Source organism: Pseudomonas sp. B22(2017) (genome assembly GCF_002113105.1).
Taxonomy (GTDB): Bacteria; Pseudomonadota; Gammaproteobacteria; order Pseudomonadales; family Pseudomonadaceae; genus Aquipseudomonas; species Aquipseudomonas asiatica.
In genome coordinates, this window is sequence record NZ_NEJN01000004.1 from 345,096 (window position 1) to 368,555 (window position 23,460).

Genomic DNA, 23,460 nt, shown 5'->3' on the forward strand with positions numbered 1-23,460 from the left:
GGTGATCCCTGTTGTGGGGCCGAATCTTGGAGTTCGAAAAAGGGTTGGCATGATACCCGCTCTCGGTGACCGGATAAAGATGGATTTGGATAAAATCTGAACAGTTGTCGGCTTATGACTTTTGGTATGGGTGAGGTCCAGGACCTTGCGCGGCCCCTGTGGGAGCGGGCCTGCCCGCGAAGCAGGCGGCGCAATGGATGGCACGGGCTTCGCCCGTGTTCGCGGGCACGCCCGCTCCCACAGGGCTGCTGGTTATTCCGGCGAACGGAAGCTCAGGCTGTAATTAACGGCCTTCGGCCCTGGGTCGAGGATGTCCAGGGCGATATGGATCGGGGTCTGGCTTGGCATTTCGCCGCGCCCGGCCAGTTCGCCGGACAGGTATTCGCTGGGCTTGAAGCGACGGCTGGCGATCAGCTGGCCATTGAGGTCGGCGAAGCGCAGCTCCAGCAGCGGGAACGGCTGGGCGAACGGCGCGCGGTTGTAGATGATCGCATCGACGATCAGAGCGCCCTTGAAGTCCGGGTGGCTACGAACCACCAGGTTGCTGCTCTTGATTCGGGCGATATCGACGCGGGTCGGCACCTCGCAGCCGACCAACGGGCAGATTTGCTGGAAGATCGGCCGGTATTGGTCCTGGCGGGCCATTTCGTCGAAATGGAACCAGACGTACTGGAACGCAAGCAAGCCAGCGGCCAGCAGTGTCAGGAAGCCCCACAACAAGCGCTTGCCCCAGTTGGGTGCGGGCTGTTCCCAGCCTAGTTGCAGGGGGTCGTCGACCACATCTACCAGCGGCTCCTTGCGCGCCGGGCGCTCGGCTTTGCCGGCTAGGCCTGGTTCAAGACGTTCGCCGGGCAGCGGCTCGACAGGTTCGTCGTCGCGCGCTGACAGGTGCAGCTCCAGTGGCTCGTCGTCGCGGGCGCTCAGGCCCCGTACAGGGGCCTCATCATCGGCGGCCCGCAGCGGTTCGTTGAATTCGGGGTGGTCATCGATTTCGGCGGCACGGTGTACCGGTGGTTCGTCGTCGATGTCCAGGTCAAGATTGCCACCTAACGTCGGCTCGGTACGCTCGCCTGGGGCGGGTTCCAGGTCCAGCTCCAGGGGCTCCGGCTCCCGCAGCACGGGCGTGGGTTCTACCGCCTGTTGCGGCTCGAACGGCTCATCGGTTGCCGTACCGAACAGGTCGTCGGCATGTTCGTCCGGGTGCAGTTCGTCACGCCGCGCCTGCAGGCCGTCATCCTGGCTTGCCGGGCGAGCCGAGGCCGGTTGGCCGCGGCGCTCCAGGCGCTCCAGTTCCATGTCGAGGTCGAGCGATTCCAGCGCCTGGGTGGTGAGCGCCCAGTCCTCGTCCGAGGGGGCGCTGGGCTCGCTGGCGACTGGCTGGGGTGCGATCGCCGGTTCGACCAGCGGTTCGGCAGGTGCAGCTGGTATCGGCACCGCAGGTGCGCTGGCTCCGCTGGCGCGGTTCTGCTCCAGCAGCTGCCTGGCGGCGTTGAACACCTGCAGGCAGTGGCCGCAGCGCACTACACCGCGGGCCACGCTCAACTGGTGGTGGGTGACGCGAAAGCTGGTCTGGCAATGCGGGCACTGGGTGACGAAACTGTCGGTCATGCGGCAATCCGGGAGCTGTGCAGAAAAGTATTCTAGGCCCGCTTAACGGCGGCGACCACTGATGCGCACCCAGCCATCGCGAACGACGATCGGGTCCAGTTCGAAGTCGGCGGCATAGGCTGCGGCCACTTCCTCACCTTGCTCGGCGAGGATGCCCGACAGCGCCAGCAGGCCACCTGGGCGGACCAGGCCGGACAGTTGCGGTGCCAGCGACACCAGCGGGCCGGCGAGGATGTTGGCGACCAGCACATCGGCCTGCATGGCCGGCATGTTCTCTGGCAGGTACAGCGCCAGCTTCTCGTCGGCGATGCCGTTGCGCTGGGCGTTGTCGCGCGAAGCCTCGATGGCCTGTACGTCGATGTCGGTACCGACCGCCTCACGGGCGCCCAGCAGCAACGCGGCGATGGCCAGAATGCCGGAGCCGCAGCCGAAGTCCAGCACCTGGGTGCCTTCGAGCTGCTGGCCGTCGAGCCATTCCAGGCACAGTGCGGTGGTGGGGTGGGTACCGGTGCCGAACGCCAGGCCCGGGTCGAGCAGCAGGTTCACCGCGTCCTGTTCCGGGGCCTCGTGCCAGCTTGGCACGATCCACAGGCGGCGGCCGAAGCGCATCGGCTGGAAGTTGTCCATCCAGCTGCGTTCCCAGTCCTGGTCCTCGATCACCTCGGCCTGGTGCTCGGGCAGTTCGGCAGCGGTCAGCAGGCGCAGGTGGGCGAATACCTGCTCAGGATCGGCATCGGCCTCGAACAGGGCCAGCAGGTGGGTGTGCGACCACAGCGGAGTGGTGTTGAGGTCTGGCTCGAAGATCGGTTGATCCTCGGCATCCATGAACGTGACCGAGACGGCACCCACTTCGAGCAGGGCATCTTCGTAGGTTTCGGCTTGTTCCGGGCTGATGGCCAGGCGTACTTGCAGCCAGGGCATGGCGGGCACCTTTGGTAAATCGACAGGGGCAGCCCTAGGCTGCGCGAAGGCTGGCAGTTTACGCGAGTGCGGGGGATTTGTGGATCTGGGCTGCTGTGCAGCCCGTTCGCAGCACAAGGCTGCTCCTACAAGAGATCACATACCCCTGTAGGAGCAGCCTTGTGCTGCGAATAGGGCGCGAAGCGCCCCCGGAATGCATCAGACAAAACAGAGGGAAAGCGACTCAGCTATATAAGCAGGCTTCTCTTCTCCCTCGATCTCCAGCGTGGCAATCGCCTTTAGCAGCCATTGCCCTGGTTTCTTTTCCGTCACTTCGGCCAGGTCCACCTTCAGCCGTACCTGGCTGTCGACCTTGACCGGCTGGATGAACCGCACGCTGTCCAGCCCATAGTTCACCACCATCTTCAGCCCTTCCGGCAGAACCAGGATGTCCTCGATCAGCTTGGGAATCAGCGACAATGTCAGGAAACCGTGGGCGATGGTGCTGCCGAACGGGGTTTTTGCCGCCTTTTCCGGGTCAACATGGATGAACTGGAAATCGCCCGTGGCTTCGGCGAACAGGTTGATGCGTTGCTGGTCGATCTTCAGCCAGGCCGAGCGGCCCAGTTCCTTACCAACGTACTGCGAAAGCTCTGTAACCGGTACATGGGGCATCGCGAACTCTCCGGGTTGTCAGTTGGTACGAAAGTGCAAGATCAGCACGGCGAACCGTTTCAGTCAAGTTGCACGTTTTTCGACGAATATCGGTATATGACGGCACATGCTTATAATGGCGGCCATGCCCGAGGGAGATGCTTATGCTGTTGCGTGGTTTGACCTGGCTGGTGCTATTCCAGCTGCTGGGGACGGCAATCAACCATCTGTTGGTGCCGTTTCTGCCGGGGCCGATCATCGGCCTGTTGCTGCTTTTGTTCTTCCTCATGGCCCGTGGTGAGGTGGGCAAGCCGCTGAACGAGGCCGCCAGCAGCCTTCTGCGTTACCTGCCGCTGTTGCTGGTGCCACCAGCGGTGGGGGTGATGGTGTATGCCAGGGATATCGCCGCCGACTTCTGGGCCATTGCCGGTGCCTTGCTGATCTCCTGCCTGGTGACCCTGGTGTTCGTCGGCGTGTTGATGCAAAAGCTCATCCACCGTCAGGGCCGGAGCGAGGAGCAGCCATGATGCTCGACTGGCAAGGCGCACTGGATGCGGTCGTTCATCATCCCTTGTTCGGTATCGGCATCACGCTTGGGGCCTACCAGGTGGTGCTGGCGGCCTACGAGAAGACCCGCTGGATCTTCCTGCAGCCGGTACTGGTCTCGATGCTGCTGGTGATCGGCGTGTTGCTGGTGTGTGGCATCGACTACAGCGAATATCGCAAGAGCACCGAAATCATGAACATCCTGCTGGGGCCTGCCACCGTAGCCCTGGCTGTGCCGCTCTACCTCAACCTGCGGCGTATCCGACAGCTGTTCTGGCCCACATTTACTACGCTGGTAGTCGGAGGCCTGTTCGCCACGCTGTGCTGCCTGTTGTTGGGCTGGTGGTTCGGTGCCGAGCACATGATCCTGATGACCATGGCGCCGAAGTCGGTCACTTCGCCGATCGCCATGCTGGTGGCTGAGCAGATTGGCGGCGTGGCTGCCCTGGCGGCGGTGTTCGTGCTGATTACCGGGGTTATCGGGGCAATCTTCGGCCCGGCGCTGCTGAGCCGTTTTGGCGTGCATAGCCCCGAGGCCCGTGGCATGTCTTTGGGCGTGACCGCGCATGCAGTGGGCACTTCGGTGGCCCTGCAGGAAAGTGACGAATGCGGCGCCTTTGCCGCGCTGGCGATGAGCCTGATGGGGGTGGCCACGGCGGTGTTCCTGCCGCTGGCGGTCAGCCTGGTGGCTTGAGGACTTGTGATGACGCTACCGCTGTTTCCTCTCAATACCGTGCTGTTTCCTGGTTGTTTCCTCGATTTGCAGATATTCGAGGCACGCTATCTGGACATGATCGGGCGCTGCATGAAGCGGGGCGAAGGTTTTGGTGTGGTGTGCATCCTCGAAGGCGAGCAGGTCGGCAAGGCGCCGCCGGTGGTCGCCTCGATCGGCTGCGAGGCGGTGATCCGTGACTTCGTGCAGCAGGATAACGGCTTGCTGGGTATCCGCGTCGAAGGCGTGCGGCGCTTCAACCTGGAAAGCACCGAGGTGCAGAAGGACCAGTTGCTGGTGGGGCAGGTGCAATGGCTGCCGGAGCAGGCGGATAGCCCGTTGCTGGAGGCGGACGAAGACCTGCTGGCGTTGCTGGTGGCCCTGGGTGAACACCCGATGGTCGAAGCCCTGGACATGCCGCGGCCTGTGGACGGGCGCCAGACGTTGGCCAACCAGTTGGCGTACCTGCTGCCGTTCATGGAAGAGGACAAGCTGGATTTGCTGAGCCTCGACTCGCCGCAGGAGCGGTTGGGGGAGATCCAGAAGCTGCTGGAGCGGATTCAGGGTGAATTGTTTGCCTGATACTGCTGTGTTGCCAGTGCCAGCCTCTTCGCAGCACAAGGCTGCTCCTACAGGCTGACGAGAGCCCTGTAGGAGCAGCCTTGTGCTGCGAAGAGGCCGGTACAGGTGACATCAATATTGATACCGCAGCAAAGCCTGCGGCAGCGCATGCATGGCAAAGAACGCCAGCAACGCGACACACGCCGGCAACACCAGCCACCACACCCGCAGCGGCAAGGCCGGGAGCGTCTGGTGACGCTGCGCCAGTGCCAGGCTGAGCGCGCACACGCAGCACGCCAGCAAGGCCCCGGCGAGGATGTCGGTCGGCCAGTGCGCCCCGAGGTACACCCGTGACAGGGCAATCGCCAGCGCCGGAATGCAGCCCAGCATCACCCAGGTGAGGCGCATCCGCGGCGGCTGACCGCGACCGGCCAGCACTGCCATTACCAGGAAGAACGCAAACGACGCCGAACTGTGCCCACTGGGCATGCTGTAGCTGGTCAGCGGGTCGCTCAGCACTTCCGGGCGGGCCCGGGCGAACAGCCACTTCAGCGTGCCGTTGGCAAACGCCGTACCCATCAGTGCGCCCGCAGCGAACATGGCATGCCGCCACTGCCGGGCAAGCAGCAGCAGGCCCGTCAGCAGCCCGCCGAGGAATAACTGGGTGCGGAAATCGCCCAGCCGGGTCACCAGCACCACGGCGCCATCGATGGCCTGGCTGCGGTGCTCCTGCACCAGTGTCATCACGCCCTGGTCGAACTCGTGCAGGTAGGGCCAGCCGAGGAAGACCCCGGTCAAGGCCAGGAAACTCATGCCTGCGATCAGCCGGGTGCCGTGGCGTTGATCACGAATGCTGGTGTTCAGGCTCAGCCCGATGATGACTGCCAGGGTGCCGGCGATGATCCCGGCATCCAGCCAGAAGCCTTCCGGCAAGGGCAGGCGCATGGCTGCGCCGGTAGCCCAGCCGGGCAGCAGGTAGGCCACTGCCCAGCCGGCACCGGCCACCAGGCTGACGGCGATGAAGCGCGGCAGCGGCATGTCGAACATGCCGGCGACCATTGGCAGCATAGGCCGCAGCGGCCCGATGAAGCGCCCTACCAGCAGGCTGGCGATGCCGTAGCGCTGGAAGTAGGCCTCGGCGCTGCCGATCCATTCCGGATGGTGGCGCAGCAGGGGCAGCCTGCGAATGTTCTGGTGGAAGTACTTGCCCACCGTGTACGACAACGCATCGCCCACCAGGCCACCGAGAAAGCCCAGCAGCAGCGTTTCGCCCAGGCTGAAGGCGCCGCTGCCGGCCAGTACCGCGACCGCGAACAGCAGCACGGTGCCTGGCACGATGATGCCGGCAATGGCCAGGCACTCGATGCAGGCCACCAGGAATATCGCCAGGCCAAGCCACTGCGGGTTGGCGCTGAGCCAGCCAGTCAGGCTGTCGAGCCATTGGCCCATGGTTCAGCTTCCTTGTTCCAGAATGAAGAAGTCGCGGCCTTCGACTTGGCCGCGACGTAACGGGTTCCGCGTGCAGAAACGGGCGTACTCAGCATCGACGAAACGGTAGGGCAGGTGCTCGTCGCGGCCATGCGGGATGCCCAGGCGGGCGGCCTGGATCACCCGTGGCACGATGTTGCCGCAATCCTCCACGTACAGGCGCTCGGCGTCAAAACGCTGGGCGTCCCAGTGCGGCACCTTCAGGCCCAGGGCCCGGCACAGCAAGGTCTGGCCCGCGCACAGGCGCTCGGGCGGGCGGAGGTTGCCGCTGGCATCGGGGTTATTCAGTTGCATCTGTGCCAGGCTGTTCGGCCCCGAGCGGGCGTCCTGCCAAGGATAGGCCGACTTGATGAGCACCGCGTTGCCTGGCCCGTGGGCGCTGAAGTTCAGCGAGTCGCCGCCGCGCGCGTAGTACATATAGATGTGCCCGCCATCGAGGAACAGCGCCTTGCGCTTTTCGGTGTAGCCGAGCGAGGCGTGGCTGCCTTTGTCGGTGAGGTAGTAGGCCTCGGTCTCGATGATGCGCGCGGCCAGCCACAGGTCGCCGTGGCGATGGCGGATGACTTTGCCCAGCAGGGCCTTGGCCAGGGTCTGGGCGTCGCGGTCGAAAAAGCTGTCGGGCAAGGCTGGCATGCGGGCGGTTCGTGGCTGGGACGGCGGGGATGATAGCAATGAATAGCTTAATCGAGGCTGAATCGAGTGGGATGTTGGCAGTGCCGGCCCTTTCGCGGGCTCGCCCGCTCACAGGTACCTCGGAGGTCCCAGGCCTTGTGCAATCCCTGTGGGAGCAGGTTTACCCGTGAAAGGGCACTGACAGGAGATAGAAATTTCGATAACCCCGGTTACATCTTTCCTACACAATGCCCCAGCCATTTTCTACCATCCGCCACCCGCCGCTGGGCGTACACCTGCGCGCCAGTTATAATCAGCCGATTTCCCCTTCGCCAAGACACCGAACCCATGACTGAGTCCGTTCTTGACTATATGACCCGCCTGGGTCGCGCTGCCCGTGAGGCTTCCCGGGTGATCGGCCGTGCCAGCACCGCGCAGAAGAACCGCGCCCTGCAAGCTGCCGCCGACGCACTGGACGCCGCTCGTGCAGAGCTGACCGCTGCCAACGAGCTGGACCTGGCCGCCGGCCGTGCCAACGGCCTGGAGCCCGCGCTGCTCGACCGCCTGGCGCTGACCCCGGCGCGTATCGACGGCATGATCACCGGCCTGCGCCAGGTGGCCAGCCTGCCGGACCCGGTCGGTGCCATCCGCGACATGAGCTACCGCCCATCCGGTATCCAGGTCGGCAAGATGCGCACGCCGCTGGGGGTGATCGGGATCATCTACGAATCGCGCCCGAACGTGACCATCGATGCCGCCAGCCTGTGCCTGAAGTCGGGTAACGCGACCATCCTGCGTGGCGGCTCCGAAGCCATCCACTCCAACCGCGCCATCGCCACCTGCATCCAGCGTGGCCTGGCCGCCGCCGGCCTGCCGGCAGCCGTGGTGCAGGTGGTCGAGACTACCGACCGCGAAGCCGTGGGCGCGCTGATCAGTATGCCGGAATTCGTCGACGTAATCGTGCCGCGCGGTGGCCGTGGCCTGATCGAACGCATCAGCCGCGATGCTCGCGTGCCGGTGATCAAGCACCTGGACGGTATCTGCCACGTCTACGTCAGCCAGCATGCCGACCTGGACAAGGCCTGGCGTGTGGCGTTCAACGCCAAGACCTACCGCTACGGCATCTGTGGCGCCATGGAAACGCTGCTGGTCGACCAGCAGGTGGCCGAGCGCTTCCTGCCGGAAATGGCCCGCCGCTTCCAGGAGAAGGGCGTCGAGCTGCGTGGCTGCGAGCGCACCCGGGCGATCATCGAGGCCAAACCGGCCACCGAGGCCGACTGGCACACCGAGTACCTGGACGCGATCCTGTCGATCCGTGTGGTCGACGGCCTGGACCAGGCCATCGAGCACATCAACCACTATGGCTCGCACCACACCGATTCGATCATCAGCGAACACCAGGCTGAAGCCCGCCAGTTCATGGCCGAGGTCGACTCGGCGTCGGTCATGCTCAATACCCCGACCTGCTTCGCCGACGGCTTCGAGTATGGCCTGGGTGCGGAAATCGGCATTTCCACCGACAAGCTGCACGCCCGCGGCCCGGTCGGCCTGGAAGGCCTGACCTGCGAGAAGTACGTGGTGATCGGTGACGGCCAGCTGCGCGGCCAGGAGTCCTGCTGAGTTGAGCAAGGCCCAGGCAGTCCGGCGCATCGGCATTCTTGGCGGCACCTTCGACCCCGTGCACATCGGCCACCTGCGCAGCGCGCTGGAAGTGGCCGAGTTCATGGGGCTGGACGAACTGCGCCTGCTGCCCAACGCCCGGCCGCCGCACCGCGACACCCCGCAGGTGGCCGCGCAGGACCGCCTGGCCATGGTGCAAGGCGCTGTACAGGGCGTGCCCTGCCTGAGCGTGGATGCCCGCGAACTGGCGCGCGACAAACCGTCGTACACCATCGACACGCTGGAATCGATCCGCGCCGAACTGGCCGCTGACGACCAGTTGTTCCTGGTGCTGGGCTGGGATGCCTTCTGTGGCCTGCCCGGCTGGCACCGCTGGGAAGAATTGCTGCAACACTGTCACATCCTGGTGCTGCAACGCCCGGATGCCGACGTAGAACCCCCTGACGAGCTGCGCAACCTGCTGGCTGCGCGCTCGGAGAGCGATCCCACCGCCTTGTCCGGCCCGGCGGGAAACATTTCGTTCGTCTGGCAGACGCCGCTTGCGGTGTCGGCTACACAGATCCGACAGCTGCTGGCCAGCGGCAAATCGGTGAGGTTCCTGGTGCCGGACGCCGTACTGGCCTACATCGAGGCGCACGAACTGTATCGTGCACCTAACTGACGGTGCCTCTGGCGCCTCATCCAACGAGTTGAACGAGTTTTATATGACCAAGCAGAAAATCCACGGCGAAGAACTGGTTGCCCTGACCAAGGCAGCGCTGGAAGACGTCAAGGCCCAGGACATCCAGGTCATCGACGTGCGCGAAAAGCACAGCCTGACCGACTACATGATCATCGCCACCGGTACTTCCAACCGCCAGATCAATGCGATGCTGGAAAAGGTCCGCGAAGCGGTCAAGGCCAAGGGTGCCCAGCCGCTGGGTGAAGAAGGCAAGGGCGACAGCGACTGGGTGCTGCTGGACCTGAACGATGTCATCGTGCACATGATGACCGCCGCTGCCCGCCAGTTCTACGACCTGGAGCGCCTGTGGCAGGGTGCCGAGCAGAGCCGTGCCGCCGATGGCAAGCACCACAGCCCGGACCATGCCCACGAGTACTCCGACAAGCTCAAGGACCGGGAATAAGGAAAGCGCTGTGCGTCTGCGCCTGATCGCGGTCGGCTCGCGCATGCCAAAGTGGGTCGAGGAAGGCTGGCATGAATATGCCAAGCGCCTGCCCGCCGAGCTGTCGCTGGAGCTGGTGGAAATCCCGCTGAACACCCGTGGCAAGAATGCCGACGTCGCCCGCCTGATCCGTCAGGAGGGCGAAGCCATGCTGAGCAAGGTTCAGCCAGGGGAACGCATCGTCACCCTCGAGGTCCATGGCAAGCCCTGGAGTACCGAGCAGTTGGCGACCGAGCTGGACCGCTGGCGCCTGGATGCGCGCACGGTGAATTTGATGGTGGGCGGCCCGGAAGGCCTGGCGCCCGAGGTCTGTGCGCGCGCCGAGCAACGCTGGTCGCTGTCGCCGCTGACCTTGCCGCACCCATTGGTAAGGATACTCATCGGCGAGCAGATCTACCGCGCCTGGACCGTGCTGTCCGGGCATCCTTACCATAAATGAGCCTGTAAGCAGTCCGATGTCGCAGCCGATCCGTCTCAAGGACCACGAGAAAGACGCCCGCCTGGTGCGCAACCGCGTCGTGGTCGGCGCAGTCGCGATCATGCTGCTTATCTGCGTGCTGATTGCGCGTCTGTACTACCTGCAGGTCATCCAGCACGACTATCACTCGACGCTGTCGGAGAACAACCGGGTGCATGTGCAGCCGATCCCGCCGACCCGCGGGCTGATCTTCGACCGCAACGGGGTGATCGTCGCCGACAACCGGCCCAGCTTCAGCCTGTCGATGACCCGCGAACGTGCGGGTAACTGGCAGGAAGTGCTGGATACCATCGTCGAAGTGCTGGAGTTGACGCCCGACGACCGCGCCCTGTTCGAGAAGCGCATGCGCCAGGGCCGCAGGCCGTTCGAGCCGGTGCCGATCCTGTTCGAACTCAACGAAGAGCAGATCGCCCGTGTGGCGGTGAACCAGTTCCGCCTGCCGGGCGTGGAAGTGGTAGCCCAGCTGGTGCGCCATTACCCGCAGGGCGCGCATTTCGCCCATTCGGTGGGGTATGTGGGGCGGATCAACGAGAAAGAGCTGAAAACCCTCGACCCGGTGAACTACAGCGGCACCCACCACATCGGCAAGACCGGCATCGAGCGCTTCTACGAAGCCGACCTGCATGGCCAGGTGGGCTACGAGGAAGTCGAGACCAACGCCCGCGGCCGCGTGCTGCGGGTGCTCAAGCGCACCGACCCGAAACCGGGCAAGGACATCGTGCTGAGCCTGGACATCAAGCTGCAGGAGGCCGCCGAGGCTGCCCTGGGGGGCCGGCGTGGTGCGGTGGTGGCGCTCGACCCGCGTACCGGCGAGGTGCTGGCGATGGTCAGCCAGCCCAGCTTCGACCCCAACCTGTTCGTCACCGGCATCGGCTTCAAGGCCTATGCCGAACTGCGCGACTCGATCGACCGACCGCTGTTCAACCGCGTGCTGCGCGGCCTGTACCCGCCAGGTTCGACCATCAAGCCGGCGGTGGCCATCGCCGGCCTGGACAGCGGCGTGGTCAATGCCGGCAGCCGGGTGTTCGACCCGGGCTACTACCAGCTGCCCAACTACGACCACAAATACCGTAACTGGAACCGTTCGGGCGATGGCTGGGTCGACCTGGACACCGCGATCATGCGCTCCAACGACACCTACTTCTACGACCTCGCCCACAAGATGGGCATCGATCGGCTGTCCAGCTACATGAACAAGTTCGGCATCGGCCAGCGGGTTTCCCTCGACATGTTCGAGGAATCCGCCGGGCTGATGCCATCGCGTGAATGGAAGCGCGCCACCCGCCGCCAGGCCTGGTTCCCCGGCGAAACCCTGATCCTCGGCATCGGTCAGGGCTACATGCAGGCCACGCCGCTGCAACTGGCCCAGGCCACTGCGCTGATCGCCAACAAGGGCGTGTGGAACCGCCCCCACCTGGCCAAGACCATCGAAGGCCAGCCGCCGGTGGATGACAACCCCATGGAAAACATCGTGCTGCGTGACAAGTCCGACTGGGCCAAGGTTACCCATGGCATGGAGCAGGTGATGCACAATGCCCGCGGTACCGCACGCAAGGCGGCCATCGGCTCGCAATATCGCATTGCCGGCAAGAGTGGTACCGCCCAGGTGGTGGCGATCAAGCAGGGCGAGAAGTACGACCGCAACAAGCTTCAGGAGCGCCACCGCGACCACGCCCTGTTCGTCGCCTTCGCCCCGGCCGAGGACCCGAAGATCGTGGTTTCGGTGATGGTCGAGAACGGGGAGTCCGGCTCGGGCGTCGCCGCCCCGGTGGTGCGCCAGGTGATGGACGCCTGGTTGCTCGACGAAAACGGCCGGCTCAAGCCCGAGTTCGCGCCTGCCACGGTTACCCAGGAATCAGCCCTGTGATGAACAATTTCGATCGCATGCTCTCCAGCGAGGATGTGATGCGTCGGCGCGCCAGCTTTCTGCAGCGCATCCACGTCGACGGCCCTTTGCTGATCATTCTGCTGACCCTCGCGGCCGGCAGCCTGTTCGTCCTGTATTCGGCCAGTGGCAAGAACTGGGACCTGCTGCTCAAGCAGGCCACCTCGTTCGGCATCGGCCTGGTGTCGATGTTCATCATCGCCCAGCTGGAGCCGCGCTTCATGGCTCGCTGGGTGCCGCTGGCCTACCTGGCCGGGGTGCTGTTGCTGGTGGTGGTGGACGTGATGGGCCACAACGCCATGGGCGCCACGCGCTGGATCAACATCCCCGGGGTGATCCGCTTCCAGCCCTCGGAGTTCATGAAGATCATCATGCCGGCGACCATCGCCTGGTATCTGTCCAAGCGCACGTTGCCGCCGCATCTGAAGCATGTGGCGATCAGCCTGGTGCTGATCGGCGTGCCGTTCATCCTGATCGTGCGCCAGCCCGACCTGGGTACGGCGCTGCTGATCCTCGCCTCCGGGGCTTTCGTGCTGTTCATGGGCGGGCTGCGCTGGCGCTGGATCCTCAGCGTACTGGCGGCTGCGGTGCCAGTGGCGGTGGCGATGTGGTTCTTCGTCATGCATGACTACCAGAAGCAACGGGTACTGACCTTCCTCGACCCGGAAAGCGACCCGTTGGGCACTGGCTGGAACATCATCCAGTCGAAGGCGGCGATCGGCTCGGGCGGTGTGTTCGGCAAGGGCTGGCTGCTCGGCACCCAGTCGCACCTGGATTTCCTGCCGGAAAGCCACACAGACTTCATCATCGCCGTGCTCGGCGAGGAATTCGGCCTGGTCGGCATCTGCCTGCTGCTGATCGTCTACCTGCTGCTGATCGGCCGTGGCCTGATGATCACCGCCCAGGCGCAGACCCTGTTCGGCAAGCTGCTGGCGGGCAGCCTGACCATGACCTTCTTTGTGTACGTGTTCGTCAATATCGGTATGGTCAGCGGCCTTCTGCCCGTGGTGGGCGTGCCGCTGCCCTTCATCAGCTATGGCGGAACTTCGTTGGTGACGCTGCTGTCAGCGTTTGGCGTTCTGATGTCGATCCACACGCACCGCAAATGGATCGCTCAGGTTTGAATAAGGTGAAGAATTTCATGCAAGCAGTGCGTAACTGGGCTGCCCGTTGTGCGCCGTGGATCGGCGCGGTGGGCCTGTTCGGCGCTGTACAGCTGGCCCATGCCGGCGATTATCAGGGCTCGCCGCAGGTGGCCCAGTTCGTTGGCGAAATGAGCCGCGACTATGGCTTTGCCCCTGAGCAGCTGATGGGTGTGTTCGCGGAGGTGCAGCGCAAGCAGTCGATCCTCGACGCCATTTCGCGCCCGGCCGAACGGGTAAAGCCGTGGAAGGACTACCGGCCGATGTTCATCACTGACGCGCGTATTGCCCGCGGTGTGGACTTCTGGCGCCAGCACGAAGCGGTGCTGGCCCGTGCCGAGCAGGAATATGGCGTGCCGGCGCAGTACATCGTTGCCATCATCGGCGTGGAAACCTTCTTTGGCCGCAACACCGGTAACTACCGGGTGATCGATGCCTTGTCGACCCTGGGCTTCGACTACCCGCCACGGGCGGAATTCTTCCGCAAGGAGCTGCGCGAGTTCCTGCTGCTGGCCCGTGAGGAACAGCTCGACCCGCTGACGCTCAAAGGCTCCTACGCTGGTGCAATGGGCCTGCCGCAGTTCATGCCGAGCAGCTTCCGCAACTTCGCGGTGGACTTCGACGGCGACGGCCACATCAATATCTGGAACAACCCGGACGATGCCATTGGCAGCGTGGCCAGCTACTTCAAGCGCCACGGCTGGGTGCCCGGCGAAGGTGTGGTCAGCCGCGCCTGGGTGGACGGTGGGCGCGCCGACGAAGGCCTGACCACCGGCATCGAGCCGGTAAAAACCGTTGGGGAGTTGCGCACGCTTGGCTGGTCGGTCCATGATTCGTTGCGCGATGATCTGCCGGTTACCGCCTTTCGTCTCGAGGGCGACAATGGCCCCGAGTACTGGATGGGCCTGAAGAACTTCTACGCGATCACTCGCTACAACCGCAGCGTGATGTATGCCATGGCGGTGCATCAGCTATCGGAACAGCTGGTTCAAGCACGGGGCGTCAAGTAATGCGCGCAATCATCTCTGGCAAGTCTTTCAAGCTGCTCACCTGCCTCGCCGTGGGCGTGGTGCTGGCCAGCTGTTCGTCCAACCGCCCGCCCCAGCAAAGCAGTGGCAACGTGGTGCGCACCCAGCCGGGCCTGGACATCAACCGGGCGCACAAGGACGGCGCGCCGTGGTGGGACGTGGATGTGAACAAGATCCCCGACGCCACGCCAACCGTGCATACCGGCAACTACAAGGCCAACCCGTACACGGTGCTGGGCAAGACCTACTACCCGATGCAGGACTCGCGCAATTATCGCGCGGAAGGTACCGCGTCTTGGTATGGCACCAAGTTCCACGGCCAGAACACCGCCAACGGCGAGCTGTACGACCTGTACGGCATGAGCGCGGCGCACAAGACCCTGCCGCTGCCGGCCTACGTGCGGGTGACCAACCTGGCCAACGGCCGTAGCGTAATCCTGCGGGTGAACGACCGTGGGCCGTTCTATTCGGACCGCATCATCGACCTGTCCTATGCCGCGGCGAAAAAGCTCGGTTATGCCGAGATTGGCACCGCGCACGTGCGCGTCGAAGGTATCGACCCGCAGCAGTGGTGGGCCCAGCGTGGCCAGACACCACCGATGGTGCTCAAGGAGCCCCAGGTGGCCCAGACCCAGGCGATCCCGGCCAGTACCGGGCGCGTCGAGCAATGGACCCCGCCGCCCCAGCAGCATGCGGCGCCGGTGGTGCCGGTGCAGGTGGCCGGCAACAACGTGCCGGCCGGCAGTGGCGGCAGCTTCCTGCAGGTGGGTGCCTTCGCCAACCCGGACGCCGCCGAACTGCTGCGCTCCAAGCTCAGCAGCATGGTCAGCGCGCCAGTGTTCATCAGCTCGATCGTGCGTAACCAGCAGACCCTGCACCGCGTGCGCCTCGGGCCGATCAACAGCCAGGGCGAGATCCAGCAAGCGCAGGACAGCATCCGCCTGGCGAACCTTGGGCAGGCCAAGCTGGTCACAGCTGACTGACCGCGTTGCCTTCTTCGCGGGCACGCCCGCTCCCACAGGGCATGCGAAACCCTGTGGGAGCGGGCGCGCCCGCGAAGAAGGCAACACCAAACTGTCGGTTTTGTCATGAATTGACGGGCGCGGGCATGTACAATGTCGGCTTTTGCCCGCAGCGACATAAAGCCGCACATTGCGAGCCAGGCCTACGGCCGCAAAAACTAGACTGACTGGCGCTGGGCACATGATCTTGCCCAGGGAACATCAGACCATTAGCGATTTTCGAGAGACGGATGAACATCACCAACCTTGCCAAACGACTTTGCCTGCCCGTACTGCTGATGATCACGCCTGCCGCCTTCGCGGCTGAGCAGATGACGCCGGCGCCACCGCAACTGGCAGCCAAGTCCTACGTACTCATGGATGCGTCCAGCGGCAACGTGCTGGTCGAGAACAACGGTGACGAGCGCCTGCCGCCTGCCAGCCTGACCAAGCTGATGACGGCCTACATCGCCACCTTGGACATCCGTCGCGGCCAGATCGGTGAAAACGACCCGGTTACCGTCAGCGAAAACGCCTGGCGGACCGGCGGTTCGCGCATGTTCATCAAGGTGGGCAGCCAGGTGACCGTCAGCGACCTGCTGCATGGCATCATCATCCAGTCCGGCAACGACGCCTCGGTTGCCCTGGCCGAGCACATCGCCGGCAGCGAAGACGCCTTCGCCGACATGATGAACAAGACCGCTGCCGACCTGGGCATGGCCAACAGCCACTTCATGAACCCGACCGGCCTGCCGCACCCGGACCATTACTCGTCGGCCCACGACATGGCTACCCTGGCCCGTGCGATCATCAATGTCGACCCGGCCCACTACGCCATCTACTCGCAGAAAGAGTTCTTCTGGAACAACATCAAGCAGCCAAACCGCAACCTGCTGCTGTGGCGTGACAAGACTGTCGACGGCCTGAAGACCGGCCACACCGACGAAGCCGGCTACTGCATGGTGGCTTCGGCCGTTCGCGATGGCCAGCGCCTGATCGCCGTGGTCTTCGGCACCAACAGCGAGCAGTCGCGTGCTGCCGAGACCCAGAAGCTGCTGACCTATGGCTTCCGCTTCTTCGAAACCCAGACCTTCTACCAGAAGGGTACCGAGCTGACCAAGTCGCCGGTCTGGAAGGGCGCGACTGGCGAAGTGAAAGCTGGCCTGGCCAACGACCTGACCCTGACTATGCCTAAAGGCCAATTGAAGCGCCTGCAGGCTTCGATGACCATGAACCCGCAGCTCACCGCGCCAATCGCCAAAGGTGACGTGATCGGCAAAGTGGAAGTCAAACTGGACGAGAAAGTGGTTCACAGCGCCGACCTGATCGCCCTCGAGGGCGTCGAGGAAGGTGGTTTCTTCCGCCGTATGTGGGATAGCATCCGTCTATTCTTCTACGGGTTGTTCAACTGATACGTGACCTGCATGCCCCCGCGTATCCAGCGGGGGCGTTGTTGTTGCCACGGCTTACGAGGCCGTTTCCGCCATGAGCGAACCAGACGTCAAGTCGCACAAGATCGAATTCCCCTGCGACGATTACCCGATCAAGGTCATCGGTGACACCGTTGTCGGCTTCAAGGACACGGTGATCGAGATCCTGAGCAAGCACGCGAAGGTCGACCTTTCCACCCTGGCCGAGCGCCAGAGCAAGGAAGGCAAGTACACCACCGTGCAATTGCACATCGTTGCCGAAAGCGAGAACCAGCTGCACGATATCAACAGCGCCCTGCGCGCTACCGGCATCGTGAAAATGGTGCTCTGATGTCCGCCTGCCTCGGTTTTCGCGAGCTTGGCCTGCAGCCCTACGAACCGGTGCTGGAGGCCATGCGTCGCTTCACCGAGCAGCGCAGCCCGGACAGCCAGGATGAAGTCTGGCTGGTCGAGCACCCCGCGGTCTTCACCCAGGGCCAGGCCGGCAAGGCCGAGCACCTGCTGGTGCCGGGCGACATCCCGGTAGTGCAGACCGATCGCGGTGGCCAGGTGACCTACCATGGCCCCGGGCAGCTGGTGGCCTACCTGCTGCTGGATGTGCGCCGGCTGGGCTTTGGCGTGCGTGAGCTGGTCAGCCGTATCGAGCAGACCCTCATCGACCTGCTCGCCAGTTACGATGTCCAGGCCGCGGCCAAGCCCGATGCCCCGGGCGTCTATGTCGACGGAGCGAAAATCGCCTCCCTCGGCCTGCGAATCCGCAACGGCCGTTCGTTCCACGGCCTTGCCCTGAACGTGGACATGGACCTCGCGCCATTCCGCCGAATCAACCCCTGCGGCTATGCGGGGCTGGCGATGACCCAGCTGCGCGACCTGGCAGGTCCGATCGAACTCGACGAGGTCAGGACAAGGCTGCGCGGACAGCTGGTCAAGCACCTCGACTACGCTGAGCAGACGACCCTCACGGGCGGAATCGACTGAATATGACAACTGTGCAAGAAGCCGTGCCGAACCTGATACCTACCCAGGATGCCACCCCGCGCCCAGCGCCGAAGAAGGTGGAAGCCGGGGTCAAGCTGCGTGGTGCCGAAAAGGTGGCGCGCATCCCGGTGAAGATCATCCCCACCGAAGAGCTGCCGAAGAAGCCCGACTGGATCCGCGTGCGTATCCCGGTGTCGCCCGAGGTAGACCGCATCAAGCAGCTGCTGCGCAAGCACAAGCTGCACAGCGTATGCGAAGAGGCATCCTGCCCGAACCTGGGCGAGTGCTTCTCCGGTGGTACCGCCACCTTCATGATCATGGGTGACATCTGCACCCGTCGTTGCCCGTTCTGCGACGTTGGCCACGGCCGGCCGAAACCGCTGGACCTGGACGAGCCGAAGAACCTGGCCATCGCCATCGCCGACCTGCGCCTGAAGTACGTGGTGATCACCTCGGTGGACCGCGACGACCTGCGTGACGGTGGTGCCCAGCACTTTGCCGACTGCATTCGCGAAATCCGTGCGCTGTCGCCGGGCGTACAGCTGGAAACCCTGGTGCCGGACTACCGTGGGCGCATGGATATTGCCCTGGAGATCACCGCGCAAGAGCCGCCGGATGTGTTCAACCACAACCTCGAGACCGTACCGCGCCTGTACAAGGCCGCGCGCCCGGGTTCGGACTACGACTGGTCGCTGGACCTGCTGCAGAAGTTCAAGCAGTTGGTGCCGCACGTACCGACCAAGTCGGGCCTGATGCTCGGCCTGGGCGAGACCGACGAGGAAGTGATCGAAGTGATGCACCGCATGCGCGAGCATGACATCGACATGCTCACCCTCGGCCAGTATCTGCAGCCGTCGCGCAGCCACCTGCCGGTGCAGCGTTTCGTTCACCCGGACACCTTCGCCTGGTTCGCCGAGGAAGGTTACAAGATGGGCTTCAAGAACGTCGCTTCCGGCCCGTTGGTGCGTTCTTCGTACCACGCTGACCAGCAGGCTCACGAAGCCAAGATCAAGCTCTGAGCCAAGCACAGAGCCACGCATGCCGATGCGCGCCGAAGGGCCGCATCGGCATTTTTGTTTGTGCCACACGCGCTGCAAGGAGCCGCGATGAATTGCGCCGAAACCTTCCAACCCAGCCTGCCAGCCGCGCTGCCGCGTGATGCCTGTTTTGCCATTGTCGCCCCGGCGGGCGCGGCGCGGCTGGATACGCACAAGGTCAACCAGTGGTTCGTTGATAGAGGCTACAGCTGCCGCATCTATCCGGGAGCCCTTCAGGCTCAGGGCTATCTGGCGGGGCCGGACCGGCAGCGGTTACAGGACCTGCATGATGCCTTTGCCGACCCGGCTATCGACGCCATTCTGTGCATGCGTGGGGGGTACGGCAGCATGCGCCTGCTCGACCAGCTCGATTTCGAACTGATCCGGCGCAACCCCAAACCGCTGGTCGGTTACAGCGACATAACCGCGCTGCACACGGCGATCTACCGGCATACCGGGCTGCTCACCTTCCATGGCGGGATGCTCAATGCCGACCTGCTGGGGGCCAAGTTGCCGCCAACCGAGACTTCGTTGCTGGCGCAGCTGGGTGGGCATGTGCGGGCAGGGGAGCAGATCGTGCACCCTGCTGACTTCGCCTTGAGCAGTGTGTTGCATGGGGTGGCCAGCGGGCCGCTGCTGGGCGGCAACCTGTCGATGCTGGGCGCGACCCTGGGGACGATTGCCGAGCTGGATACGCAGGGCTGCATCCTGTTCATCGAGGACGTCAACGAGCCGCTTTACCGGGTGGATCGCTTGCTGACCCAGCTGCGCCTGGCAGGCAAGCTGGAGGGGGTGAAGGGTGTGCTGGTGGGGGACTTTGCCGGGATTACCACTGCGGCGTTGACGCCCCTGCTGGAGGATATCTTCGCGCCGCTGGGTGTGCCGGTGCTGGCCGGGTGGCGCAGTGGGCATTGTGACCCGAATGTGTGCTTGCCGTTGGGGGCTCGTGTAAGGCTGGACAGTGATCGGCAGAGCTTGCTGCTGGAGCAGGATCTTTTCCAGGCTTGAGATTGTCGGGGCTGCTGTGCAGCCCATCGCGACACAAGGCCGCTCCTACAGGAGACCGCGTTACCCCGATGGTTCGCGATCGCTTGTAGGAGCGGCCTTGTGTCGCGATGGGCCGCGCAGCGGCCCCAAGATTCTCACTGCTGACGCAGGCTCTCGAGCAGCTTGTGCGTCGGATACCCATCCGCCGGCCACCCCAGCCCCTGCTGGGCATTGCGGATCGCCTTGCGGGTATTGGCGCCAATGATGCCATCGGCATTGCCGGCTTCGTGCCCGTTGCTGTTCAGCAGGTTCTGCAGCTCCATGCGCTCGCTGCGGCTGAGGGGCAGGTCTTCTTTCGGCCAGCTGCCGGCAATGAAGCCCCAGCCCGTGAAGCGATCACCCAGCAGGCTTACTGCCAGCGCGTAGGACGACGAATTGTTGTACTTGAGGATGGCGCGGAAGTTGTCCAGCACCAGGAACGCCGGGCCACGCGCGCCCGCGGGCAGCAGCAGTGCGGCAGACAGCTGGTTGCTACCCACCGGCAACTGGGTACCGGCAGGCAGTTTCACGCCCATCGCCAGCCACTCGCTCACCGGCTTGCGCAGGGCGCCATCGGCCTGCCAGTAATCGAAGCCAGGCGGCACCTGTACCTCGAAGCCCCACGGCTGGCCACGCTTCCAGCCCGAACTCTGCAGATAGTGCGCGGTCGAGGCCAAGGCGTCTGCCGTGCTGTTCCAGATGTCGCGGCGGCCATCGCCGTCGAAGTCCACGGCATGGGTGTTGTAGGTGGTCGGGATGAACTGGGTCTGGCCCATGGCACCGGCCCACGAGCCACGCATGGCCTCAGGCTGGATGTCGCCGTGCTGAATGATCTGCAGCGCGGCGATCAGCTGGTCCTGGGCGAACTGCGGGCGTCGGCCCTCATAGGCCAGAGTAGCCAGCGAGCGGATCACCGACTTGTTGCCCTGAAACTGGCCGAAGTTGCTTTCCATGCCCCATACCGCGACCAGCACCTGGCGATCGACACCATAGCTTTGCTCGATGCGGGTCAGCAGTTCGGCGTTCTGCTCCAGCAGCTTCTTGCCGTTGCGCACGCGCAGAGGCGACAGGGCGCCTTCGAGGTATTCCCATACGGGGCGGGTGAACTCCGGCTGGCTGCGATCGGCCTTGATCACGTCCATGTCGGGGGTGACGCCGAGGAAGGCGCGGTCGAACGTATCCTGCGAAATGCCGGCTTGCAGGGCTTGCTGGCGAAAGCCTGCTTGCCATTGCGCGAAGGTTTGCAGAGGCTGGATTTCAGTGCTGGTGTCGGGCGTCGTACCGGGCAGGGTCACCACAGGGATGGGCTGGGCGGGGGCCAGCGGCAGGGCGTCGGCGGCGGTGGGCTTTTCTGCGCAGGCCACGAGCAGGATGAAACTGGAGGCCGCGATCAGCTGGCGGGTTTTCCAGCGGGGGAGAAGACTGAGGAGCATTCACAGATCCAGAATTGCAGGTCAGGTGACGACCATATCATGCCTGCGCTCTCGATGCTTTCATGCAGCCAAAAAGTAGGAAGCCTCCCAATCTCTCGATTGGAAGGCTTCGCGGCGGTAGCTGCCTTTGCCCTTGTTCGGCTGTTCCTGGCGGCAGCGGAACAGCGGTTGGGCGATGATCGACTTGGCCTTGTTGGGGCCGTGCTTTTTCGGCTTTTTGCTCATGGCGGGGTTCCCCGGTTGGGTGGGTTTCGCAGCGCACTGTAGGGCTTGGGGCAGGGTGGGGCCAATTGATTGTGTATATGGCCGAATACCTGGTTCTTATGGATTTGGCAGGGCCCTTGTAGGAGCAGCCTTGTGCTGCGAAGAGGTCTGTAAGGCAGAAGACTTTCTTCGGCACTTATGGCCTCTTCGCAGCACAAGGCTGCTCCTACAGGGCACTGAGGCAGTCTGGAGGACGATTTACTCGGGCGGGAGTGTCAGGCGCTGGCCGGCCATCAGCAGCGACAAGCGCGCCAGGCCGGTCCACGGCGAGCCCTCGGCCTGCCCCTTGATCTGTGCATCGATACGCTGGGCATCCTGCAGCAACTGCGCCCAACGCTGCGCCGACAGGCGCTGCAGGGCCTTGCTGACCAGTGGCCGGCGTTTGTCCCAGACCGGTGGGCGGGCCTGGCTGAAGGCCTTGTCCAGCGGTACACCTTGGCTGAACTGTTGGGCCAGCCCCGCCAGTTGGCGCAGCTCTCGGGCAAGGGCCCAGAGAATCACTGGTGGCTCCACGCCTTCACCGCGCAAGCCTTCGAGCATACGCAAGGCATGCGCAGCTTCGCCGTTGAGAATGGCATCGACCAGGCCGAAGACATCGAAGCGGGCACTGTCGGCGACGGCGGCCTGCACGGTCTCCACGGTGATCTGGTTGCCCTCGGCAAGCAGCTTGAGCTTTTCGATTTCCTGTGCGGCCGCCAGCAGGTTGCCTTCCACGCGCGCGGCAATCAGGTCGACGGCGTCACGCTGTGCCGACAGGCCGGCCTGCTGCAGGCGCTGGTTGATCCACTGCGGCAGCTGGTGCACATCCACCGGCCAGATCTGGATGAACTGGCAGTGGGCACCTTCGATCAGCGCCTTGCCCCACTTGGTCTTCTGTGCGCTGCCGTCGAGCTTGGGCAGGCTGACCAGCAGCAAGGTGTCTTCGGCAGGGTTGGCGCAGTATTCCATCAGCGCAGCAGCGCCCTTGTCACCAGGCTTGCCCGAGGGCAGGCGCAATTCCAGCAGGCGGCGCTGGGCGAACAGGGACAGGCTGGCGCCAGCCTGGAGCAGGGTGCCCCAGTCGAAGTTGGCGTCGGCACTGAATACCTGGCGTTCGTCGAAGCCCTGCTGGCGCGCGGCGTTGCGGATGGCGTCGGCGGCTTCCTGGCACAGCAGCGGGTCGTCGCCGCTGACCACGTAGACCGGTGCCAGGGCGCCTTGCAGATGCTTGTTGAGTTGGGCGGGAGCGAGCTTCATGGGAAACAGGCGGGGTACCCGAAGGTACCCCGCTCGGGCTTAGTTGCCCGGTACTTCCAGTGGCGACTGCTGAGGCGTTTCGGCCTGCTGGCGGCGAGCGGCCTCCAGCGCAGCGGCTTCGGCCTTGGCACGCTCGTCGGCTTGACGCTGCAGCTCGTCCAGCTGGGACGGGGTCAGCATCTGCAGGCGAACGACCATGGCGTTGACCAGGTCGCGACGCATTTCTTCGCGGGCGCGGTTGGCTTCCTGTTCGGAGCCGGTGATGTTCGAGCCGTCCCGCAAGTAGATCTTGCGCACTTCCAGCTTGTCGCTCATCAGCTCCAGGTTGTTCAGGCCCTGGATGCTGTAGTTCAGCACGGTGGTCAGCTCGTACTCGGCGGTACGGTTGCCACTGTTGTAGGTCGCCGAGCGCTCGCGCTCCTGCTCGTTGGTTAGCACCAGTCGGTACGGTGCGCCAGCGTGCACGTTGACGCCGCTACGCTGCAGTACTTCACGCAGCTGGACCACGGTCGGGCCGTAGGCGTTGCGTGCGCTTACGTCCATTTCCTTCACGCTCAGCTCGGTGGAGCCGGTGCCACGCAGCTGGAAACCGCAGGCGCTGAGCATGACCGCCAGGCCAATTACCAGCAAATTGCGTTTGATCATGTTGTTGCTCCCT

The 23,460-nt window shown here is 64.2% G+C and carries 25 protein-coding genes; 16 read left to right on the forward strand and 9 right to left on the reverse strand.

Translation table 11 applies throughout. The features are described 5' to 3' along the window. Positions 1-252: 252 nt before the first annotated feature. From CAG18_RS11935 to CAG18_RS11945, 3 genes are all read right to left on the reverse strand, one after another. Entirely contained in the window at positions 253-1,608 is a 1,356-nt protein-coding gene (locus CAG18_RS11935; RefSeq protein ID WP_085720941.1) for a DUF3426 domain-containing protein, read from the reverse strand. Between the two features lie 42 nt (positions 1,609-1,650). Continuing rightward, entirely contained in the window at positions 1,651-2,529 is an 879-nt protein-coding gene (prmA, locus tag CAG18_RS11940) for a 50S ribosomal protein L11 methyltransferase (protein ID WP_015271949.1), read from the reverse strand. Between the two features lie 198 nt (positions 2,530-2,727). Continuing rightward, the gene (locus tag CAG18_RS11945) at positions 2,728-3,183 is read right to left on the reverse strand and encodes a MaoC family dehydratase (protein WP_054573589.1); all 456 of its coding nucleotides are present in this window, start codon (positions 3,181-3,183) and stop codon (positions 2,728-2,730) included. Positions 3,184-3,326: 143 nt separating this feature from the next. Here CAG18_RS11945 and CAG18_RS11950 point away from each other — a divergent pair, with 143 nt between their 5' ends. From CAG18_RS11950 to CAG18_RS11960, 3 genes are read left to right on the forward strand one after another with little or no spacing between them, the layout of a single operon-like run. Then, complete coding sequence (locus CAG18_RS11950; RefSeq protein ID WP_003257558.1) at positions 3,327-3,689, forward strand: CidA/LrgA family protein; 363 nt, start codon at positions 3,327-3,329, stop codon at positions 3,687-3,689. After that, positions 3,686-4,402, forward strand: coding sequence for an LrgB family protein (locus tag CAG18_RS11955; protein ID WP_013974365.1), 717 nt, complete (start codon positions 3,686-3,688; stop codon positions 4,400-4,402). The genes CAG18_RS11950 and CAG18_RS11955 overlap by 4 nt, the downstream gene beginning before the upstream one ends. A 9-nt stretch (positions 4,403-4,411) precedes the next feature. Further along, complete coding sequence (locus CAG18_RS11960; RefSeq protein WP_015271947.1) at positions 4,412-5,002, forward strand: LON peptidase substrate-binding domain-containing protein; 591 nt, start codon at positions 4,412-4,414, stop codon at positions 5,000-5,002. A 111-nt stretch (positions 5,003-5,113) separates the two neighbouring features. Here CAG18_RS11960 and CAG18_RS11965 read toward each other — a convergent pair whose 3' ends face one another. Together CAG18_RS11965 and CAG18_RS11970 are read right to left on the reverse strand one after the other, a co-directional pair. Beyond that, positions 5,114-6,430 carry a bifunctional DedA family/phosphatase PAP2 family protein gene (locus tag CAG18_RS11965; RefSeq protein ID WP_015271946.1) on the reverse strand — a complete coding sequence of 439 codons (1,317 nt, stop codon included), beginning with the start codon at positions 6,428-6,430 and terminating at the stop codon, positions 5,114-5,116. A gap of 3 nt (positions 6,431-6,433) precedes the next feature. Next, positions 6,434-7,102 (reverse strand): DNA-3-methyladenine glycosylase, encoded by a 669-nt coding sequence (locus CAG18_RS11970; protein WP_015271945.1) that lies wholly within the window; start codon positions 7,100-7,102, stop codon positions 6,434-6,436. A gap of 327 nt (positions 7,103-7,429) precedes the next feature. Here CAG18_RS11970 and CAG18_RS11975 point away from each other — a divergent pair, with 327 nt between their 5' ends. The 13 genes from CAG18_RS11975 (at position 7,430) to CAG18_RS12035 (ending at position 19,851) form a co-directional block, all read left to right on the forward strand. After that, entirely contained in the window at positions 7,430-8,701 is a 1,272-nt protein-coding gene (locus CAG18_RS11975) for a glutamate-5-semialdehyde dehydrogenase (RefSeq protein ID WP_015271944.1), read from the forward strand. Position 8,702: 1 nt separating this feature from the next. Further along, entirely contained in the window at positions 8,703-9,362 is a 660-nt protein-coding gene (gene nadD / locus CAG18_RS11980) for a nicotinate-nucleotide adenylyltransferase (protein WP_039613553.1), read from the forward strand. 43 nt (positions 9,363-9,405) lie between these two features. Next, positions 9,406-9,825, forward strand: a complete 420-nt coding sequence (gene rsfS, locus CAG18_RS11985) for a ribosome silencing factor (protein WP_013974359.1) — start codon at positions 9,406-9,408, stop codon at positions 9,823-9,825. A gap of 10 nt (positions 9,826-9,835) precedes the next feature. Continuing rightward, complete coding sequence (gene rlmH, locus CAG18_RS11990; RefSeq protein ID WP_003249722.1) at positions 9,836-10,303, forward strand: 23S rRNA (pseudouridine(1915)-N(3))-methyltransferase RlmH; 468 nt, start codon at positions 9,836-9,838, stop codon at positions 10,301-10,303. A gap of 16 nt (positions 10,304-10,319) precedes the next feature. Next, positions 10,320-12,209 (forward strand): penicillin-binding protein 2, encoded by a 1,890-nt coding sequence (mrdA, locus tag CAG18_RS11995; RefSeq protein WP_015271942.1) that lies wholly within the window; start codon positions 10,320-10,322, stop codon positions 12,207-12,209. 38 nt (positions 12,210-12,247) lie between these two features. Further along, complete coding sequence (gene rodA / locus CAG18_RS12000) at positions 12,248-13,351, forward strand: rod shape-determining protein RodA (RefSeq protein ID WP_015271941.1); 1,104 nt, start codon at positions 12,248-12,250, stop codon at positions 13,349-13,351. Positions 13,352-13,368: 17 nt separating this feature from the next. After that, positions 13,369-14,379, forward strand: a complete 1,011-nt coding sequence (mltB, locus tag CAG18_RS12005; RefSeq protein ID WP_015271940.1) for a lytic murein transglycosylase B — start codon at positions 13,369-13,371, stop codon at positions 14,377-14,379. Further along, entirely contained in the window at positions 14,379-15,380 is a 1,002-nt protein-coding gene (locus CAG18_RS12010) for a septal ring lytic transglycosylase RlpA family protein (RefSeq protein WP_013974354.1), read from the forward strand. The genes mltB and CAG18_RS12010 overlap by 1 nt, the downstream gene beginning before the upstream one ends. Positions 15,381-15,649: 269 nt before the next feature. Continuing rightward, entirely contained in the window at positions 15,650-16,810 is a 1,161-nt protein-coding gene (locus CAG18_RS12015) for a D-alanyl-D-alanine carboxypeptidase family protein (protein WP_085720942.1), read from the forward strand. A gap of 73 nt (positions 16,811-16,883) precedes the next feature. Next, positions 16,884-17,159, forward strand: coding sequence for a DUF493 domain-containing protein (locus CAG18_RS12020; protein ID WP_003249736.1), 276 nt, complete (start codon positions 16,884-16,886; stop codon positions 17,157-17,159). Further along, a complete protein-coding gene (lipB, locus tag CAG18_RS12025) occupies positions 17,159-17,806 on the forward strand; it encodes a lipoyl(octanoyl) transferase LipB (RefSeq protein ID WP_013974352.1) in 648 nt (215 codons plus the stop codon). Before CAG18_RS12020 ends, lipB begins: the two co-directional genes overlap by 1 nt. A gap of 2 nt (positions 17,807-17,808) precedes the next feature. Beyond that, positions 17,809-18,825 (forward strand): lipoyl synthase, encoded by a 1,017-nt coding sequence (gene lipA / locus CAG18_RS12030; protein ID WP_003257574.1) that lies wholly within the window; start codon positions 17,809-17,811, stop codon positions 18,823-18,825. Between the two features lie 87 nt (positions 18,826-18,912). Continuing rightward, a complete protein-coding gene (locus CAG18_RS12035; RefSeq protein ID WP_085720943.1) occupies positions 18,913-19,851 on the forward strand; it encodes an LD-carboxypeptidase in 939 nt (312 codons plus the stop codon). 134 nt (positions 19,852-19,985) lie between these two features. Here the strand turns inward: CAG18_RS12035 and CAG18_RS12040 are convergent, their stop codons facing one another. The 4 genes from CAG18_RS12040 to lptE form a co-directional block, all read right to left on the reverse strand. Further along, complete coding sequence (locus CAG18_RS12040) at positions 19,986-21,302, reverse strand: lytic murein transglycosylase (RefSeq protein WP_085720944.1); 1,317 nt, start codon at positions 21,300-21,302, stop codon at positions 19,986-19,988. A gap of 60 nt (positions 21,303-21,362) precedes the next feature. Then, entirely contained in the window at positions 21,363-21,527 is a 165-nt protein-coding gene (gene arfA / locus CAG18_RS12045) for an alternative ribosome rescue factor ArfA (protein WP_003257578.1), read from the reverse strand. A 237-nt stretch (positions 21,528-21,764) separates the two neighbouring features. Next, on the reverse strand, positions 21,765-22,802 hold the full coding sequence (holA, locus tag CAG18_RS12050; protein WP_039613557.1) for a DNA polymerase III subunit delta: 1,038 nt from the start codon (positions 22,800-22,802) through the stop codon (positions 21,765-21,767). Positions 22,803-22,841: 39 nt separating this feature from the next. Continuing rightward, positions 22,842-23,447 carry an LPS assembly lipoprotein LptE gene (lptE, locus tag CAG18_RS12055; protein WP_003257580.1) on the reverse strand — a complete coding sequence of 202 codons (606 nt, stop codon included), beginning with the start codon at positions 23,445-23,447 and terminating at the stop codon, positions 22,842-22,844. Positions 23,448-23,460: the final 13 nt, after the last annotated feature.

Coding starts and splice junctions, on each gene's coding strand:
- CAG18_RS11970 (WP_015271945.1), bottom strand. CDS start 7,102: ATGCCAGCCTTGCCCGACAGCTTTTTCGACCGCGACGCCCAGACCCTG.
- CAG18_RS11960 (WP_015271947.1), top strand. CDS start 4,412: ATGACGCTACCGCTGTTTCCTCTCAATACCGTGCTGTTTCCTGGTTGT.
- CAG18_RS11955 (WP_013974365.1), top strand. CDS start 3,686: ATGATGCTCGACTGGCAAGGCGCACTGGATGCGGTCGTTCATCATCCC.
- CAG18_RS11975 (WP_015271944.1), top strand. CDS start 7,430: ATGACTGAGTCCGTTCTTGACTATATGACCCGCCTGGGTCGCGCTGCC.
- rodA (WP_015271941.1), top strand. CDS start 12,248: ATGCGTCGGCGCGCCAGCTTTCTGCAGCGCATCCACGTCGACGGCCCT.
- CAG18_RS12020 (WP_003249736.1), top strand. CDS start 16,884: ATGAGCGAACCAGACGTCAAGTCGCACAAGATCGAATTCCCCTGCGAC.
- mltB (WP_015271940.1), top strand. CDS start 13,369: ATGCAAGCAGTGCGTAACTGGGCTGCCCGTTGTGCGCCGTGGATCGGC.
- CAG18_RS12010 (WP_013974354.1), top strand. CDS start 14,379: ATGCGCGCAATCATCTCTGGCAAGTCTTTCAAGCTGCTCACCTGCCTC.
- arfA (WP_003257578.1), bottom strand. CDS start 21,527: ATGAGCAAAAAGCCGAAAAAGCACGGCCCCAACAAGGCCAAGTCGATC.
- holA (WP_039613557.1), bottom strand. CDS start 22,802: ATGAAGCTCGCTCCCGCCCAACTCAACAAGCATCTGCAAGGCGCCCTG.
- CAG18_RS12015 (WP_085720942.1), top strand. CDS start 15,650: ATGAACATCACCAACCTTGCCAAACGACTTTGCCTGCCCGTACTGCTG.
- CAG18_RS12035 (WP_085720943.1), top strand. CDS start 18,913: ATGAATTGCGCCGAAACCTTCCAACCCAGCCTGCCAGCCGCGCTGCCG.
- CAG18_RS11965 (WP_015271946.1), bottom strand. CDS start 6,430: ATGGGCCAATGGCTCGACAGCCTGACTGGCTGGCTCAGCGCCAACCCG.
- prmA (WP_015271949.1), bottom strand. CDS start 2,529: ATGCCCTGGCTGCAAGTACGCCTGGCCATCAGCCCGGAACAAGCCGAA.
- lptE (WP_003257580.1), bottom strand. CDS start 23,447: ATGATCAAACGCAATTTGCTGGTAATTGGCCTGGCGGTCATGCTCAGC.
- rsfS (WP_013974359.1), top strand. CDS start 9,406: ATGACCAAGCAGAAAATCCACGGCGAAGAACTGGTTGCCCTGACCAAG.
- mrdA (WP_015271942.1), top strand. CDS start 10,320: ATGTCGCAGCCGATCCGTCTCAAGGACCACGAGAAAGACGCCCGCCTG.
- CAG18_RS11935 (WP_085720941.1), bottom strand. CDS start 1,608: ATGACCGACAGTTTCGTCACCCAGTGCCCGCATTGCCAGACCAGCTTT.
- lipB (WP_013974352.1), top strand. CDS start 17,159: ATGTCCGCCTGCCTCGGTTTTCGCGAGCTTGGCCTGCAGCCCTACGAA.
- CAG18_RS11950 (WP_003257558.1), top strand. CDS start 3,327: ATGCTGTTGCGTGGTTTGACCTGGCTGGTGCTATTCCAGCTGCTGGGG.
- CAG18_RS12040 (WP_085720944.1), bottom strand. CDS start 21,302: ATGCTCCTCAGTCTTCTCCCCCGCTGGAAAACCCGCCAGCTGATCGCG.
- CAG18_RS11945 (WP_054573589.1), bottom strand. CDS start 3,183: ATGCCCCATGTACCGGTTACAGAGCTTTCGCAGTACGTTGGTAAGGAA.
- lipA (WP_003257574.1), top strand. CDS start 17,809: ATGACAACTGTGCAAGAAGCCGTGCCGAACCTGATACCTACCCAGGAT.